Origin of the sequence: Anaerostipes sp. Marseille-Q3525, assembly GCF_018223505.1 — a bacterium.
Lineage (GTDB): Bacteria > Bacillota > Clostridia > Lachnospirales > Lachnospiraceae > Anaerostipes > Anaerostipes amylophilus.
Genome location: NZ_JAGTTT010000004.1, coordinates 64,272 through 81,849, shown reverse-complemented (window position 1 = coordinate 81,849; position 17,578 = coordinate 64,272). Strand labels below are relative to the sequence as shown.

The window sequence follows — 17,578 nt, the reverse complement described above, 5'->3', positions numbered from 1 at the left end:
AAAGAAAGAAGGCGTAAAAATGGCAGTTTATAAAGAAACGATCTTATTAAAATCACATGGTAAAACTCCAACATATGTAAATATCACACCACAGGTTCGAGAAGCAATCGAAAAAAGTGGAATCCAGAATGGAATCTGTACAGTCATTTCTCCACATACAACATGTTCTGTATTTTTTGAAGAATTTGTACATGATTATAATGAAGCAGGAGATGAGTTCTTACAGGAAGATTTGAACGATGTGTTAAAGAAGATCATTCCTGATCATGTAAGTGCAGATCAGTATAATTATCCAGGAGAAGAACATTATAAGGCTGTAGAATCATGGCCAGATGCAGATACATATCTTCCAAACGGAGATAGAACAGCTTTATTTAATGGTGATGCCCACTTAAGATCAACACTGATCGGTTCCAGTGCAACATTAGAAGTTGACGAAGGAAAATTAGGAGTTGGAGCTACAGGATATGTATATTTTGTAGACTTTGACAGAACAAGAGAAAGAACAAGAAAATGTAAGATCATCGTAATCGGAGAATAGGGGGAAAAAGATAAAATGGCAAAAGCAGAATCTCCATTTTTAATTGTTAATCCTAAATCTTATTTATATGGTGAAAAAAGCTTAGAATTAGCAAAAGCAGCAGACAAGACAGCAAAAGAAACAGGACTTCAGATTTATTTTACATGCCCATATGCAGATATCAGACTGATCAAAGAAAATACAGAAAACCTGATCGTATGTGCACAGTCTATGGATTCATTAACACCAGGACGAGGAATGGGACATGTACTTCCAGAATCTTTAAAAGAAGCAGGAGCAGAAGCTGTATTCTTAAATCATGCAGAAAACCAGAAAACAGTATCTGAATTATATGCAACGATCAAAAGAGCAAAAGAACTTGGAATGATCACGATCGTTTGTGCAGATTCAACAGTAGAAGCAAAAGCAGTTGCATGTATGGATCCAGATATCGTATTAGCAGAGCCAACAGATCTGATCGGTACAGGTAAGGTAGCAGACGATTCTTATACAATTGAAACAGTCAAAGGACTTCACGAAGTCAATCCAGATGTTTTAGTTATGATTGCATCAGGAGTCAGCACAGCAGAAGACTGCTACAATGTTGTAAAACTTGGAGCAGACGGAACAGGAGCAACTTCTGGAATTTTAAACGCACCATCTCCAGCACAGAGAGTACAGGAAATGGCAGAGGCTATTGTTAAAGCGAAGAATGAGAAATTTTAATTTTGTAATTGGCCAACTGTAGATTTTGAGTATATGATAAAAAATAAATAAACGATCGGAAGAGCAGCTAGAGAATTTTGCTCTTCCGATCGTTTATTTATTTTTGTCACATATACGAAAGCCTACAATCACAAATCACAATTTTAATGCCTTCCCAAAATCATCAGTTTCTTTCATACATTCAATAAAACTTTCTTTCGTAACCCCAGCATTTTTAGGTCGAAATTCCCATTCTGTTGTAGTCATGACTTTCTCTGCCATAGCATCGAAATCGTCTTCTGTGATCTCAATATCTTCAAAACATACAGGCAATCCCATACTTTTATTAAACTTCGCAATACGTTCTCTTTCTTCATAAGCTTTTTCAAATGTAAGCAGACAAAGAACTCCAAGTGATACGATCTCACCATGTAAATGTTTTTCACCGCCTTTTGTTACAGTTGATCCGTAATATACGCAGTGTGCAAGACTTGAATTATAGTAGTATTTTGGTGCAGCACTTACCATATTAGATACTAAACCTGTGCTGATAATGATATCTAAAGCAACCTGTTCTAATTCGTAAGATACTTTATTTGCTTTCAGATCATCTAAAGCTTTTTTTCCATACTCAACTAAAGGAGTAGTACAGATTTTACTTAACTGAACACCCATCATTGGAGTATGAGATAATTCATCTTCTTTCGATGCAAAAACAGCTTCGCATTCTTTGCTTAGCGCGTCTCCAATACCAGCCCATAACAGTTCTTCTGGGGAGTCTGCGATAATAGATGATTCGATAAATGTATGGTTTGCATTCTTTGGATAATAATATTCTCTAAATGATCCATCAGGATTATAAATAACAGAAATTGCTGTAACAGATGCACAGTTAGAAGCCACTGTTGGAAAGCAAAATAGAGGTTTATCCATTTCATTTGCAACATATTTGCAAGTATCGCAGGCACGACCTCCACCGACTGCAAAGATCATATCAGCCTTCTTGACAACATCCATATCGATTAGTGCATTACCATTCTCATATGTGGAATCACCGCCATACCAGATAAAATCAAGAATCTCTACATCAGAACCCTTAATTCCCTCCAAAATCTTATCCTTTGCTTTAGACATGGCAATCTTTCCACCAATCACAACCGCTGTCTTTCCATAAAATCTGGTTGTATGAGGAATTTCCTTATAACATCCTTCTCCGATTGTATAGCTTGGTAAATTTACACTGTAATAATTCATTATGTTTCGTTGCCTTCCTTTCATTTATATTGCCTTTATTATAGTCTTCTGTTTTTAGAAAAGCAAAAGAATTGCTGTTTTTTTTTTGATTCATGAAGAAGTTTAAACATGGATGAATTGAAGTTGATTTCTATGCAACTTAATAATCTTTATGAAATCATAGAGTAAAATTTTCTCGGTCTGCTAAAATACAATTAATAATATAAGCAATTCCGTCACGAGTATTAGCACGAGTCTGATAGACACAGATATCGCGAATCATATCGCAGGCATTTTCCATAGCTACAGAATGGATACCAGGAATGGATAGCATAGAATAATCGTTTTCACTGTCACCGATCGCAACGATCTCATCAGGAGTTAATCCGTCTCTTTTTGCATAGTCTAACAAGGTACTTCCTTTCTGGGCATGTATAGAAGTAATTTCGATATCTGTCGGAACAGTTGAAACAACAGCAAGTCCAGGAATTTTTTCAAGTTCGACTCTCAATTTCTTTAATGCTTCATGGTCTGTGGAGTTTGATGAGATCTTTAAAATTCGATGATCGCTGTTTAATAAAGCTTCTTGTCCATCAACAAAGATAACATTGTCTACAAGTTCACGGAAATCATCAAGGGTATATTTCATATCAGGATGATTGATCTGAATTGCAGGGATAAATACATCTCTTGTGTAGATTTTACGTTCTTCTAATGGAAGCAGAGAAATACGTCCTTCGGTTGTATACAAAGATGGTTCCATAGAGTATTTATTAAATGCATCAAAAATCTTGTGGATTGTTTCTTTGTCAATTTCGTGTTCAAATAAAAGATTTCCATCTTTATCAAATGCACAGGAACCATTGCTGCAGATCAAGTCGCATTTTAATCCGGCAGCTTCAATGAGAGCACGAGCATTTGGATATTCACGGCCTGTATTGATAATAAAATTGATACCATTTTCTTGTGCTTTTTTGATCGCTTCGATATTTATTGGGGTAATCTGTCGATAGCTGTTAAGAAGAGTACCATCCATATCGGATGAAATTAATTTAATCATGTGATAGCCTCCTAATATTGGGTAAAAATTTTGTATGGTTTTATAGTATCATAACTAGAACTTATATAGCATTTAAATTTTGTAAAATATAAATGAGAGATAAAATTACTGCTGTGAAAGAACCTGCTCGAATACGATCGCAGCACCATCATCATCATTGCTTGCAGTGTGATGGAGACAGATATCTTTGATGATATCAGCAGAATTTCCCATTGCAATGCTTTCTATATAAGGTAGTCCAAGCATGGAATAGTCATTTTCACTGTAGCCAATGATCATGGTATTTCTAAGAGAAATATCATAAAGAGATGTATAGAAATTGACTGCAGCACCTTTTAAAGCATTGACTGCAGTGACATCCAGACGATATGGGCTATGGGATGATACTGCAAAGTCAGGAACCTGAGTGTGAAGAGTATTTGTAAGGGTGTTCAATTTCTCAACATCTGGTGATTGTGTGGAGATCTTAATGATCTGAGGATTTTCATCAAGAAGAAGTCTGCTGTTATCATAAAAATGTGCATGAATGATACGATTTTGAATATAAGTATCAGATTCAATCTTCAAAGAAGGAAATTCTTTTTTAATAGAAGGAATCACTTCATTTTTAAGATAATTTTTATATCCAGTCTTGGAACCAAGAATACATAATCCATTCGCACTGTGGATTTCATAAAATGTACGGCAAGATCCAAAGATACGAAGCATTTCTGGAATTCGCTCAGAAGGAATGTAAGAAGCATGCAATTGTTTTCCATAGGAATCAAAGATACAGGAACCTCCGAAACAAGCGATATCACATTGAAGATCGTATGTTTCAAGAATCTGCTGGGTGTCAAAATAATTCATCTCCGTGTTGATCAAAAGACGAACACCCTTTCTTTGAAGTTGTTTGATCGCACGGATTGTGCGTTTGGTTATTTGCTGGTCACTGTTAAGCAGTGTTCCGTCAAGATCAGAAACGATCAGTTGAATCATCTTGCTGTCCTCCTTTATTTTAATATTTAAAATCATCGTATCATAAAAAAGGACAAAAATATAGTAAAAAACAGGGTTGAGGCTAAAAGTTGATTTGTGTATAATAAGGAAATAGCATGAAAACTAAATATATAATATTGAACAGAAATATTGTATAAATATTCTCAGAGGTAACTACGAATGAAGGATTATGTTGCATTTGATCTTGAGACCACTGGTTTGTCATTGGAGAGAGATCAGATCATTGAAATAGGGGCTGTTAAGGTCAGAGATGGGAAGATCAGTGGAAAATATAACTGTATCATTCATCCAGAGATCGAGGTCAGTGATTTTATTATCAATTTAACAGGAATCGACAGGAATATGCTGAAGAAAGGAATTTCACTGAAAGAAGGTGTTGAGGGATTTTTGGAATTTAGCAGGAATTTTCCGGTTCTTGGTCATAATGTAATGTTTGATTACAAATTTATGAAGAAGGCAGCAGCTTCATTTAAGCATAACTTTGAGAGAGAGGGAGTTGACACGCTGAAAGTGGCCAGAAAACTGTTAGGTGAGCTTGAGAACAAGAAACTGGAAACACTGTGTGCACATTACCATTATGTGAATCAGGCAGCACACAGGGCTTATGATGATGCACTGGCAACGGCAGTTGTATTTGAGCAGATGAAGAAAGAATTTCCAGAAGAGAAAGATATATTTATGCCAAGACAGCTTCAATACAAGGTCAAGAAAGAACGACCTGCCACAGCAAAACAAAAGAAATATTTAGCGCAGTTGATAGCATATCATGCGATAGTGGAGAAGATTGATGTTGATCAGATGACACAAAGAGAAGCATCAAAGAAGATTGATCATATTATATTTAATTATGGAGTGATGAAGAAATGAAGAAGAAAAGATTTTTTGTATCTGTAGTTGCGATTCTTCTGATCATCGTTATGGTTGGAACAATGGTAGCCGGATACCTGATGATGTAACTGTAGAATTTTTGAGAGGAAGTAAGACATAATGAAGAAAAAGATAATTATTGCAATTGCTGTGATCGTTATTTTGGCAGCGGGCGGATTTTTCTATATGAATCATAAGGTAAACAGTGCAGTAAAAGATGGAAAAATCTTAAATGGTGTTACATGCGATGGAATGTCTGTTGGAGGAATGACGAAAGCTGAGGCAAAGAAATTAATTGAATCCCATATGAAAGAGATTCACAAAGAGAATATCACGTTATATGTAGACGAGGAGAAGACAGATGTGAAAATCGAATCATTAGGAGCTATGGCAGATGCCGATAAGACAGTGGAAGAGGCATATGCACTTGGAAGAACAGGAACAATCTTTGAGCAGTACTCAGATTCCAAGAAAAAAGAACATAAACTTAGAGTGTATCGTCAATATGACAAAGCCAAGTTTAAGAAGAATGTCAAGAAAGCAACAAAAAAGATTATCACAGAGCCAAGAAATGCGAGTGTTAAACGTAAGAATGGAAAGTTTGTCGTAGTGAAAGAAAAGACAGGCTATACATTGAATATGGATGAAACATTTGCAAATTTTAAGAAATCTGTAGAATCTGGTAAATCAAAAGCCAAATTAGATGTTGTTAAGCAAAAAGCAAAATACACATCAAAAGATATGGCACAGATCAAAGATGTATTAGGCACGTACACAACAGAATATGGAGGTTCTCCATATGGACGTAAAGTGAATGTTGCGAATGGGGCATCAAAGATTAACGGAAGCATGGTGTATCCTGGAGAAACATTATCTGTATATAAGACTGTATCACCATTTACAAAAGAAAATGGATATGCACTTGCTGGTTCTTACGAGAATGGACAGACAGTTCAGACATATGGTGGTGGAATCTGTCAGGTTTCTACAACATTATATAATGCGGTAATCCGTGCAGAATTAAAGATCGTAGAGAGATTTCCACATTCCATGACTGTTCATTATGTACCAAGATCAGCAGATGCTGCGATCGCAGGAACACATAAAGATATGAAATTCAAGAATACATTTGATACACCAATTTATATTGAAGGTAAAGCTAATGGATCAACGATCACATTCACAATATATGGAAAGAAGAAAGATCCAAAGCGTACAGTTGAATTTTTATCTGAGACAACGAATATCAAAGAAAGTACAGAAAGTACAGTAGAAGATGCGACACTTCCAGCAGGACAGAAGGTTGTGCAAAGTTATGGACATACAGGATACAGTGCAAGATTATGGAAGATCGTAAAGGTCAATGGAAAACAGGTATCAAAGAAAGTGTTCAATACATCCACATATATGTCAACACCAACAGTGTATCGTGTTGGAACAAAAAAAGCAGAAAAAATAGAAGAGAAAAACGACAAGAAAGATAAGAAGAACGATTCAAAGAGTAAAACGACAACTGCTGCAAAATCAACGACAGCACAGAAAACAACAACGAAAAAATCTTCTACTGCAAAATCTGGAGAAAGTACAGGAAACTAAATATGAAGATAGGAAAATTATCAGAATCTGCATTGCAGAAAGTAGTATTTGAACAATTGCATACAAGAAGAGAAGAAGTTCTTGTCGGACCAGGGATCGGAGAAGATTGTGCAGCATTAAAACTTCAGGAAGGAGAAGTTTTTGTTACATCAACAGATCCGATCACAGGAGCGGTGAAAGAGATTGGGAATCTAGCAGTTCATGTAACTGCCAATGATCTTGTATCTGCAGGAGCAGAGACGATCGGTCTTATGGTGACAGCACTTCTACCTCCGATGATCAAAGAAGTACAGATTAAGAAGATGATGCAGCAGATCAATACAGAATGTGAAAAGTTAAATATTATGGTACTTGGAGGTCATACAGAGATCACAGCTGCGGTAACACAGCCTGTATTATCTGTGACAGGAATCGGAAAGGTCAGAGAAGATGAACTGATCTTATCGGGAGGTGCAAAACCAGGTCAGGATATTGTTGTGACAAAATATCTTGGAATGGAAGGAACAGGGATCATTGCAAATGAAAAAGAAGATGAATTAAAAGAATGGTTTTCTGATACATTCATTGAAGATGCAAAAGCATTTTTGAATGATATTTCTGTGGCGCCAGAGGGACTGATCGCACGAAAATATGCATCTTGCATGCATGATATCACAGAAGGCGGCATATATGGTGCACTATGGGAGATATCTAAGGCATCTGGTGTCGGAGTCGAAGTTTGTATTGAAGATATTCCATTAAGACAGCATACGATCGAATTTTGTGAAAGATACGATCTGAATCCGTACCAGTTGATCTCAAGTGGTTCTATGCTGATCACAACAGATCATGGAAGAACATTAGTAAATGAATTGGAACAGGCAGGTATCAAAGCAACAATTATTGGTCATACAACAGATTCCAGAGATAAAGTGATCTATCGCCAGGGAAAGGCAGCCAACTTAGAAGCACCTAGACAGGACGAGTTATACAAAATATATTCTGAGAATAATAGAAATTAAAAGATTGGAGAGTTAATAATGCTTCATATAGTATTACATGAGCCGGAAATGCCGGCAAACACTGGAAATATCGGAAGAACCTGCGTGGCATGCGGTGCAGTCCTGCACTTGATCGAGCCACTTGGCTTCCGTTTAAATGAAAAGATGATCAAGAGAGCAGGTCTTGATTATTGGGACAAATTAGATGTCCGCACATATATTAATTTTGAAGATTTCCTGGAAAAGAATGATAATCCAAAGATTTATATGGCAACAACAAAAGCTAAACATGTGTATTCAGCACCCGCATATGAAGAAGATGAAGATGTATACATCATGTTCGGAAAAGAGAGTGCAGGAATTCCAGAAGAGATTCTATTAGACTATGAAGAAACCTCAATCAGAATTCCAATGCTGCCACATATCAGATCATTAAATCTGTCCAATTCAGTTGCAATTGTAGCCTATGAAGTGCTGAGACATCAAGGATTTGAAGCATTCCAGATGGAAGGACAGCTGCATCATTATCATTGGTAGGATTTTAAGTTGTGGTTGGAGAATGGTATTGGTTATAAATTAGAATTTTTTAAGACAGATGATATTTCTTTGATCTTCTGTTTTATGTGACAAAAATAAGATAAGAATCAATATTTAAAACAACTGGTGGCAACGATTAGCAGATTTTAAGAGCGTTTTTTACAAATTCGCAGCGCCCTGTGGTTGATTGTTTGAACGTAGCTGCGGACATTTTGGTTCGCAGCCAGTGAGTTATCAAAGGAACAGGCGCGGATCGGCGATTTGTAAAAAATGCTCTTAAAATCTGCGTGTTGCCACCAGTTGTTTTAAATATTGATTCTTATCTTATTTTTGTCACATATACGAAAGCCTATCAAATCAGAATTTAGTATACTCGAATCACAGTAGAAATTTCACGAGTATGATCCATTCCCTTAATCTCAACTAAAGCATCTGCAAAATTCTGCTCAAGAACGAGATCTGTGATTACAACTAATTCAGCTTGATCTTCAATCTTATTCTTCTGAATGACCTGTGCAATACTTACATTGTTCTTACCTAATGTAGATGCGATCTGAGCAAGTACACCTGGTTTGTCATCTACAAGAAGTCTCATGAAATATTTACTTTCAATTTCTGTGATCTTCTTGATCGGAAGATTCTTGTAGCATGTACAATGAATTCTTCCGTTGCAGTAAAACTGGATATTGCGTGCAACATCAATGATATCTCCCATGACAGCACTTGCTGTAGGAAGTTCTCCAGCACCTCTTCCGTAGAACATTGCGTCATCTACGGCATCTCCATGTACGAATACGGCATTGAAAGAGTCATTAACTGTTGCTAATGGATGATCGCTAGGGATCAGCATTGGGTGAACACGAACTTCGATTCCAGTATCTGTATTCTTAGCTACACCAAGAAGTTTGATCGTGCATCCCATTGCTTCAGCATATTTGATATCTTTTGCTGTAATGTTAGTAATACCTTCTGTGTATACATCATTAAAGGTAACGCGGGAGTTGAATGCGATAGATGCCATGATCGCCATCTTACGTCCTGCGTCATATCCTTCAATATCAGCTGTTGGATCAGCTTCAGCATAACCAAGTTCTGTTGCCAGAGCTAATGCTTCGTCAAATTCCATTCCTTCATGAGTCATTTTTGTAAGGATAAAGTTTGTTGTTCCATTTACAATACCCATGACTTCTGAAATATAGTTGCCAGCAAGACACTGTTTTAAAGGACGAATAATTGGAATTCCTCCGGCTACAGATGCTTCAAATAATAAGTCACATCCATTCTCTGTTGCGATATCCAATAATTCGCCACCATGAACTGCCATTAAATCTTTATTGGCTGTGACTACATTCTTTCCTGCTTGTAAGGCCTGTGTGATATAGGTACGAGCTGGTTCGATTCCACCCATGACTTCTACGACGATCTGAATGTCATCGTCAGTAATAATATCTTCCCACTGATCAGTCAGATGTTCTGGATTAATACCCTCTCTTTTTTTATTCTTATCTCTTACTAGAACTTTGCTTACAGAAAGATTAGCACCGATCTTATGAGGTAATTCGTCTTTCTGGCGTTCGATCAGTTTGTACACTCCGGTTCCTACTGTTCCAGAACCTAAAAGGGCTATTTTGATATTCTTAAACTCTTCCATGATACACTTCCTTTTCTGATTTGTTTTTGTGATTATTTTATCTAAATTTGATCTTTTTGATCGAATAAATTTGTATAAGTAATTTTTAGTATATCATAATTCACTTGATTATCCTATATTTTTTTGTTTATTGGTTAGGAAAAACTACCATATTTCTCAGAAAATCTGTTTTGAAAAAATAGTTGAAAAATTTTTTCAAAATAGTTGATTTCCTTATAGATCTGTATTATATTAAAGACATAAACAATTAAGCAAACGTTTAATTGAAGGAGGAATTTTTATGAATAAAACGGAGAAATATAACATTCAATCCATAGATATTCATGGTCATGGTTGTGATGTTACAGAATTAAAACATGTTCTCCCGCCAGAAGAATTTGCAATAGAAACGGCTAGTTTATTTGGGCTTTTAAGTGACAGCACAAGACTTCGTATTTTATATCTTTTATATCATCGCGAGGTATGTGTCAGAAATATTGCTGAAGCGATTGAGATGAGTCCGCCAGCTGTTTCACATCATCTGCGTTCATTAAAGCAGTTGGGTGTTATCACAAGTCGAAGAATCGGGAAAGAAGTACATTATACAATTGCTGATACGGCAGACGGGGCGTTAGTTTCTGATCTGTTGAAGACAGTATTTGAAAGGAAGGGAATGTATGAAGAGGACATATGAGTTTGAAAATCTTGGTTGTGCTCATTGTGCTGGCAAGATGGAAGAAAAGATCGGGAAACTTCCAGAAGTTGAAAGTGTAAATCTCTCATTTCCAATGAAGAAGATGTATGTTGAAACTTCCAGTGAAGATCTTCTTCCAGTGATCCAGAAGATTTGTACGGATATTGAACCAGACGTTATTGTAACGGAAGTTTTAAAGAAATCTTCTAAGAAAAGAAAAGATGAAGAAGTTCATGAAGAGCACTGTGGATGTGGTTGCGAAAGTCAACATGAAGGTCATGAACATCACCATCACCAACATCACCATGATCATGAACATCACCATCATCATGACAAAGATCACTGTGATTGCGGCTGTTGTGATGACGATGATGATGACGAGGGGACAATTGCTGCAGCAACAAAACGCCAGGGAAATGGAAAGGCAACGGTATTTATTGTTGAGAAACTTGGCTGTGCACATTGTGCAGGTAAAATGGAAGAACAGATTTCACATTTGCCAGGAGTTGAGGCAGTAAACCTGACATTTGCAACGAAACAGTTACGTGTATGGTCTGATGATGCAAAGGCATTACTTCCACAGATTCAGGAGATCTGTACATCCATTGAACCAGATGTTAAAGTTGTTATTCGTGAGGACACAGTACGTGCACAAAAGGAAGCAAAAAAAGCGAAAAATAACTCTGAAGATAATAGAGAATACTTGGAACTTGGAATAGGAATTGTTTTATTTATTGCTGGAAAAATCTTTGAATCGTCTAAGCCAGTATACAGTACAGCATGTTTTTTATTGGCATATTTAATCCTAGGTATTAAAATCGTATGGACAGCGTTAAGAAACATTTCAAAAGGGCAAGTTTTTGACGAAAACTTTTTGATGAGTATCGCAACGATCGGGGCGTTCGGTATTGGAGAGTATGCCGAAGCGGTAGGAGTTATGTTATTTTACCGGATTGGAGAATTATTCGAAGAGAAAGCAGTAGAGAGAAGCCGCTCACAGATCATGGATGTGATCGATATGCGTCCTGAAGTCGTAAATCTTGTGAATGAACACGGAGATGTTTCAGTGATCGATGCAGAAGAAGCAGAGATAGGAGATATTCTATTAGTACGTCCGGGAGATCGTATTCCTTTGGACGGAGTGATCACCGATGGTGAAACAATGATTGATACATCACCTGTAACAGGAGAACCAGTGCCGATATCTGGTTTTGAAGGAACGGAAGTAACTTCTGGATGTCTAAATACTTCTGGAGTTATCAAGATCAGAGTTGAAAAAGTGTTGGAAGAATCTATGGTTACAAGAATCATGGATTCAGTTGAAAATGCAGCAGCCAGCAAGCCGAAAATGGATCGCTTTATTACACGTTTTTCCCGTGTATATACACCATTTGTCGTATTTATGGCATTGGCGACAGCAATCATTCCTTCTATCATAACAGGTAACTGGACACACTGGGTGTATACAGCACTCACATTTCTTGTGATCAGTTGTCCATGTGCACTTGTTTTAAGTGTACCGCTTGCATTCTTCTCAGGAATTGGAGCAGGATCTAAGATCGGTATCTTATTTAAAGGAGGAGCGGCTTTAGAAACATTGAAAGATATTACTTCTGTGGTTATGGATAAAACAGGAACGATCACAAAAGGAAACTTTAAGGTACAAGATGTTGTTACTTTTGGAGATGTTACAAGAAATGAATTGTTATCCTTGGCTGCTTCCTGTGAAGAATCTTCAACTCATCCAATCGCAAAGAGTATTATGGAAGCTGCAAAAGAAGAAAATATATCTTATAAAACAGCAGAAAGCGCAAAAGAAATTGCAGGACATGGTTCTGTGATCAAACTTGATGGATCTGAAGTCTTAGCAGGTAATAAAAAATTAATGAATCAGTATCACATTGCAGGAGAATATAAAGAAACAACATCTTATGGAACAGAAGTATTTCTGGCAAAAGACGGAGTGCTGATCGGAGCTGTTGTGATCGCTGATACACTAAAAGATGATGCAAAATCCGCAATTGCATCTTTAAAAGCACAGAAACTCCACACGGTTATGCTGACTGGAGATTCTGAATCAGCTGCAAATGCAATTGCAGAGGAAACGGGAATTGATGAAGTTTACTCCAAACTTTTACCAGATGAAAAGCTTTTAAAACTTCAGGAACAGAGAACAAAACATGGAGCTGTTATGTTTGTTGGAGATGGCATCAATGATGCTCCAGTCCTTGCAGGAGCAGATTGTGGAGCAGCTATGGGAAGTGGAGCTGATGCAGCAATTGAAGCTGCTGATGTTGTATTTATGACATCAAGTGTAGAAGCAATTCCACAGGCGATTGCCATTGGCAAGAAAGCAAGTCGTATTGCATGGCAGAATGTCGTATTTGCACTAGTTGTGAAAGCTCTTGTCATGATACTTGGACTACTTGGATTTGCTAATATGTGGATGGCAGTATTTGCGGATACCGGAGTAGCAATGCTTTGTGTATTGAATTCGATCAGAGCTTTAAAAATACAATCTTAAGAAATGAAATAAAATCAATCAAAAATAATAATCCAGTAAGACAGGATAACAAAATGTCTTACTGGATTAATTTTATATTATGGAATAATATTTTTGCTGTGATACCCCAGATTATGTGATTTTCATATTCATAAAACAATACTTCATATTTACCTTTTGCCCAAGGATAATTTCGGCCTCCAGGAATTTTGTCAAATGGAAAATCATGTTCTGGCTGCATTTGTACATTATTATAATATCGTTTTGGTAGTGTATTTTGAAAAAATTCTAAAGGCACCATAAATATATCTGAAACTTCATCAATACTGTACTGCCCATTATAATTTCTTAACTCTCCAAGATATACATCAATACGCATACCAGCAGGAGAAAGAAAATAATCTAAAGAACCATAGACTTGAATGTCAGATTCAGAAACCAGAAGTTCTTCACATGTTTCACGAACGGCTGTCTGTAAGGAAGTTTCCAGAGATTCTCTCTTGCCGCCTGGAAAACAGATCTCTCCGGGCTGGTGTGAGAGATTATTTGAACGGATCTCGAACAGGATATGATATTTACCGTCTTTTTTGATCAGAGGGATCAAGACAACGGATACTTTTTCTTTTTCTTGCTCGATTCTTTTAGGAATTCGAGTGTTTAAATGATCGAACATAAAAACCTCCTAGAATCTAAAATCACGTTTTCCTTCATGAATATTTTTAATATATTTTATTATATGGAAATGAGGGAAAAAGTCAATTAAAGAAAAAAGCAGACAAATAAGCTTGTCTTTCAATGGGATTCATTGTATATTTTTATTATAAAGAAAATGTCATTACCAGACTATAAAATGGGAGAGATACAAGATGGAGATATTACAAGTCAATGAAGATCAGCAGAAGAAATTGGCAACAGTTTTGAAGAATTTTCGGATTCAATTGTTCGAATATATTGTAGATGAAGATAAGCTTGTAGTTTATGATGATAAGTTTCATATTAAGAGAACAGTAACAGATTATATGGAGTACATCGACCATAAGAGTAAGATTCATCCAGATGACCGAGAAAAAGTAAAACAGTTATATATGGAAGTGAAAGAAGACCCAGTCGAGATTCGTGAGATTGAAAAAGATGGGACAATCTCTCATACATTATTAGAATTAACAAAGTTTGTAGATGAAGCAACAGGCAAGACAATCCTGGTAGGAAACGCAAAGGATATTACAGAACAGAAAGAACATGAGAAGATGCTTAAAGAACAAGCAATGAAAGATCCTCTGACAGGTATTTATAATCAGATATATGGAAAGATGCTGATCAATAGGTATTTAAATAGTAAGAATCCATTTGAAGCGTGCGGGATGATCTTATTAGATATCGACTATTTTAAAGCAGTGAATGATCATTATGGGCATTTGTTTGGAGATAAAATCATACTTAGTTTAACTGATCTGTTAAAGAAATTATTTAGTGATAAAAACAGTGTGCTTGTAAGAGCAGGTGGTGACGAATTTGTTATATTTATTGCAAATATTTCAAATATTGAACTTGTAAGAAAGAATGTTCAACTGATGCAGAACATTAGAAATATAAGCTTTGAGGATAATGATTGTAGGTTTACATGCAGTGCAGGTGTTTGTTATCTTCCAGAGAATATATCAGGATATAGTTATGATCAGTTATTTGAGAATGCAGATATAGCTTTATATAAGGCAAAAGAACGAGGAAGGAATTGTTATGTCTATTGTGATAGCCTGCAGCATTTTACTATGATGTCGACAGAACATGAAGAATATGAAGAAGAATTGGATGCAAGATATTTTCAAAATGATATCGTAGCAACAGCATTTGAAATCTTTGAGAAGACCAGCAATTTCGATGCGGCAGTGAATCTATTGATGAGAGTGATCGGAACAAGGGTTGGACTTGATCGTATTACAGTTATACGGGCTGATATTAAGAATCAGGAAGTTTATTCAGATTATCAATGGAATAAGAAAGGAATACCAAAAGTATTAAAAGAAATTAATAAGTTTGATAAGAAAGATTTTCTTACATTATTTAATAATTATGGAGAGAATGGGATCATTGTTCTTCAATATGATGATATGGAAGAATATTCACCGGGGGCACAGAAACTTTTGATGCAGGGAGATGCAAAGACCGTAATATATGCCGCAATGTATTGTGAAGGACGTTATACAGGAGCTATTTCCTATGTTGTGTGCAAGGAAAAGAGAAACTGGTCCAATGAGATGTTAAAGCAGATATCAGAAGTGACCAAGATCATTTCTACTCATTTTGCCAAGAATGAGATTATGAATCATGCATATCAAGGTGCTGTTACCAGAATGGAACATGACACTTTGACGGGATTGATCTCTTTTGAAAGATTTCATGAAGAAATCGAACGTATCATTCTTTCAAATAAGACCAATAATTATCTTATGATCTATACAGATTTCGAGAATTTTAAATACTTTAATTATAAATACGGATATACAGTTGGAGATCAGCTACTTAAGGATTTTTGTAGTTCGATCATCAGTAAGATAGTAGATAAGCATAACCTTTATTTTACAAGAGTTGTATCGGATCAGTTTTTGATGTTTCGTCCAGCCAGATATGAAAAAGATGAATATGAGAAACTTATTGAAGAAATTGAACAGAAGAATATAGATTTTATGCTCAGGCAGAAAGAACGTTTTCCACAATCTAATGTTACATTAAGAACTGGTGTATACTATGTGACACCAGAATGCATGAGTGCATCATATGCAATTGATGTAGCAAACTATGCAAGGCAGAAGGTAGATAACGACAGTAAATGCAGTGTTAGATTTTATGATGATGAGATGCAGAAACGAAGAACGCTGGAGAATCAGATCGTTAATGAGATGAAAGAAGCAATAGAACAACATCAGTTTAAGGTATACTTCCAACCGAAATATTCGATTAAGAATCGTGAGATCACAGGAGCAGAAGCTCTGATCCGCTGGGAAAGGGAGAATGGAGAAGTGTTAAGTCCAGATTCTTTTATTCCAGTATACGAGAATAATGGTAAGATCGTAGAACTTGATTTTTATGTATTTGAAACAGTTGTCAAATATCTTGCGAAGAATCAGAAAGAAGGCAGAAATCAGGTACCGATCTCAATCAATGCATCAAGCTTGCATGCTATGGATTCGCAGACGATTACGCTTTATATGGATATACTTAAGAAGTATGACGTTGATCCATCATTGGTAGAGATTGAACTTACAGAGACGGCAGTTGTTTCAGAATATGAAAGTGTCAGAGAATTATTTGATGAATTCCAATTGCATGGTATTAAGACAGCAATGGATGATTTTGGAAGTGGGTATTCTATTTTAAATACGATCGTAGATATTCCGGTTGATGTCATTAAGATCGATCGTGGCTTTATCACAAGCTGTCTGGAATCAGACAGGGGAATTTATTTCTTGAAACATTTGATTGATATGATAAGGAACCTCGGCTATCAGATAATCTGCGAAGGTGTGGAGACAGACCAGCAGATTGAGATCTTAAAACAGATCGGATGTGATGAGATACAGGGATATTGGTATTCAAAACCATTGAAAGAAGAAGATTATGATAAACTTTTGCAAACGGAAAATATTTCCAAGGGGGGGGCAATACCTCCAAACAGACAAAAAATCCTAAGAGATACCTTAGATAATGAAAAACGAAAGCGAGGAATAACAATATGAGCGGCAGAGAAGGCCAGGAATTAGAGGGAATCACACTGTTAGGAAACCAGAAAACAAAATATCCGGATGATTATGCACCAGAAGTATTAGAAACATTTGAGAACAAACATCCAGATAATGATTATTTTGTAAAATTTAATGCACCAGAGTTTACAAGTCTGTGTCCGATCACAGGGCAGCCGGATTTTGCAACAATTTACATCTCTTATGTACCAGGGGAACGCATGGTAGAGAGTAAATCACTGAAATTGTATTTATATAGTTTCAGAAATCATGGAGATTTTCATGAAGACTGCATGAATATCATCATGAAGGATCTGATCAAACTGATGGATCCAAAATATATTGAAGTATGGGGAAAATTTACACCGAGAGGAGGTATTTCTATCGATCCATACTGCAACTATGGAAAACCAGGAACAAAATGGGAGGAAGTTGCATGGAACAGATTATCTAACCATGATCTGTATCCGGAGAAGATCGATAATCGCTAGGAACATGTAAACGAACTAACGGTCAA

15 protein-coding genes are annotated in these 17,578 nt (G+C 36.3%); 10 read left to right on the top strand and 5 right to left on the bottom strand.

Annotated features, from left to right (window positions below; genetic code table 11):
- The first annotated feature begins 19 nt into the window (after window positions 1-19).
- Together KE503_RS03480 and KE503_RS03475 are read left to right on the top strand one after the other, a co-directional pair.
- Window positions 20-541 (top strand): YjbQ family protein, encoded by a 522-nt coding sequence (locus tag KE503_RS03480; protein ID WP_022374393.1) that lies wholly within the window; start codon window positions 20-22, stop codon window positions 539-541.
- A gap of 15 nt (window positions 542-556) precedes the next feature.
- Window positions 557-1,246 (top strand): triose-phosphate isomerase, encoded by a 690-nt coding sequence (locus tag KE503_RS03475; protein ID WP_117944079.1) that lies wholly within the window; start codon window positions 557-559, stop codon window positions 1,244-1,246.
- Between the two features lie 135 nt (window positions 1,247-1,381).
- On the opposite strand, the gene KE503_RS03470 is transcribed toward KE503_RS03475, so the two are convergent.
- From KE503_RS03470 to KE503_RS03460, 3 genes are all read right to left on the bottom strand, one after another.
- A complete protein-coding gene (locus KE503_RS03470) occupies window positions 1,382-2,479 on the bottom strand; it encodes an iron-containing alcohol dehydrogenase family protein (RefSeq protein WP_055196349.1) in 1,098 nt (365 codons plus the stop codon).
- Between the two features lie 157 nt (window positions 2,480-2,636).
- Window positions 2,637-3,518 (bottom strand): Cof-type HAD-IIB family hydrolase, encoded by an 882-nt coding sequence (locus KE503_RS03465; RefSeq protein ID WP_117944081.1) that lies wholly within the window; start codon window positions 3,516-3,518, stop codon window positions 2,637-2,639.
- A gap of 105 nt (window positions 3,519-3,623) precedes the next feature.
- Window positions 3,624-4,496, bottom strand: coding sequence for an HAD-IIB family hydrolase (locus tag KE503_RS03460; protein WP_022374389.1), 873 nt, complete (start codon window positions 4,494-4,496; stop codon window positions 3,624-3,626).
- Between the two features lie 180 nt (window positions 4,497-4,676).
- Between KE503_RS03460 and KE503_RS03455 the strand changes: the two genes are divergently transcribed.
- The 4 genes from KE503_RS03455 (at window position 4,677) to KE503_RS03440 (ending at window position 8,497) form a co-directional block, all read left to right on the top strand.
- Window positions 4,677-5,384: a 3'-5' exonuclease gene (locus KE503_RS03455; RefSeq protein ID WP_022374388.1), complete on the top strand. Its 708-nt coding sequence runs from the start codon at window positions 4,677-4,679 to the stop codon at window positions 5,382-5,384.
- A gap of 120 nt (window positions 5,385-5,504) precedes the next feature.
- Window positions 5,505-6,980: a VanW family protein gene (locus KE503_RS03450; RefSeq protein ID WP_212384490.1), complete on the top strand. Its 1,476-nt coding sequence runs from the start codon at window positions 5,505-5,507 to the stop codon at window positions 6,978-6,980.
- Window positions 6,981-6,982: 2 nt separating this feature from the next.
- Window positions 6,983-7,981, top strand: coding sequence for an AIR synthase family protein (locus KE503_RS03445; RefSeq protein ID WP_212384489.1), 999 nt, complete (start codon window positions 6,983-6,985; stop codon window positions 7,979-7,981).
- An 18-nt stretch (window positions 7,982-7,999) separates the two neighbouring features.
- The gene (locus KE503_RS03440; RefSeq protein WP_022374384.1) at window positions 8,000-8,497 is read left to right on the top strand and encodes a tRNA (cytidine(34)-2'-O)-methyltransferase; all 498 of its coding nucleotides are present in this window, start codon (window positions 8,000-8,002) and stop codon (window positions 8,495-8,497) included.
- 364 nt (window positions 8,498-8,861) lie between these two features.
- Here KE503_RS03440 and KE503_RS03435 read toward each other — a convergent pair whose 3' ends face one another.
- Complete coding sequence (locus KE503_RS03435) at window positions 8,862-10,148, bottom strand: homoserine dehydrogenase (RefSeq protein ID WP_022375572.1); 1,287 nt, start codon at window positions 10,146-10,148, stop codon at window positions 8,862-8,864.
- Between the two features lie 280 nt (window positions 10,149-10,428).
- On the opposite strand from KE503_RS03435, the gene KE503_RS03430 reads away from it, so the two are divergent.
- Together KE503_RS03430 and KE503_RS03425 are read left to right on the top strand one after the other, a co-directional pair.
- Window positions 10,429-10,821 (top strand): ArsR/SmtB family transcription factor, encoded by a 393-nt coding sequence (locus KE503_RS03430; protein WP_022375573.1) that lies wholly within the window; start codon window positions 10,429-10,431, stop codon window positions 10,819-10,821.
- On the top strand, window positions 10,805-13,345 hold the full coding sequence (locus KE503_RS03425; RefSeq protein WP_212384488.1) for a heavy metal translocating P-type ATPase: 2,541 nt from the start codon (window positions 10,805-10,807) through the stop codon (window positions 13,343-13,345). Before KE503_RS03430 ends, KE503_RS03425 begins: the two co-directional genes overlap by 17 nt.
- A gap of 58 nt (window positions 13,346-13,403) precedes the next feature.
- Here KE503_RS03425 and KE503_RS03420 read toward each other — a convergent pair whose 3' ends face one another.
- Window positions 13,404-13,997: an NUDIX hydrolase gene (locus KE503_RS03420; protein WP_022375575.1), complete on the bottom strand. Its 594-nt coding sequence runs from the start codon at window positions 13,995-13,997 to the stop codon at window positions 13,404-13,406.
- Window positions 13,998-14,190: 193 nt separating this feature from the next.
- Here KE503_RS03420 and KE503_RS03415 point away from each other — a divergent pair, with 193 nt between their 5' ends.
- Together KE503_RS03415 and queF are read left to right on the top strand one after the other, a co-directional pair.
- A complete protein-coding gene (locus KE503_RS03415; protein WP_212384487.1) occupies window positions 14,191-17,058 on the top strand; it encodes a bifunctional diguanylate cyclase/phosphodiesterase in 2,868 nt (955 codons plus the stop codon).
- Window positions 17,055-17,552 carry a preQ(1) synthase gene (gene queF / locus KE503_RS03410; RefSeq protein WP_022375577.1) on the top strand — a complete coding sequence of 166 codons (498 nt, stop codon included), beginning with the start codon at window positions 17,055-17,057 and terminating at the stop codon, window positions 17,550-17,552. Before KE503_RS03415 ends, queF begins: the two co-directional genes overlap by 4 nt.
- The last annotated feature ends 26 nt before the right edge of the window (window positions 17,553-17,578 follow it).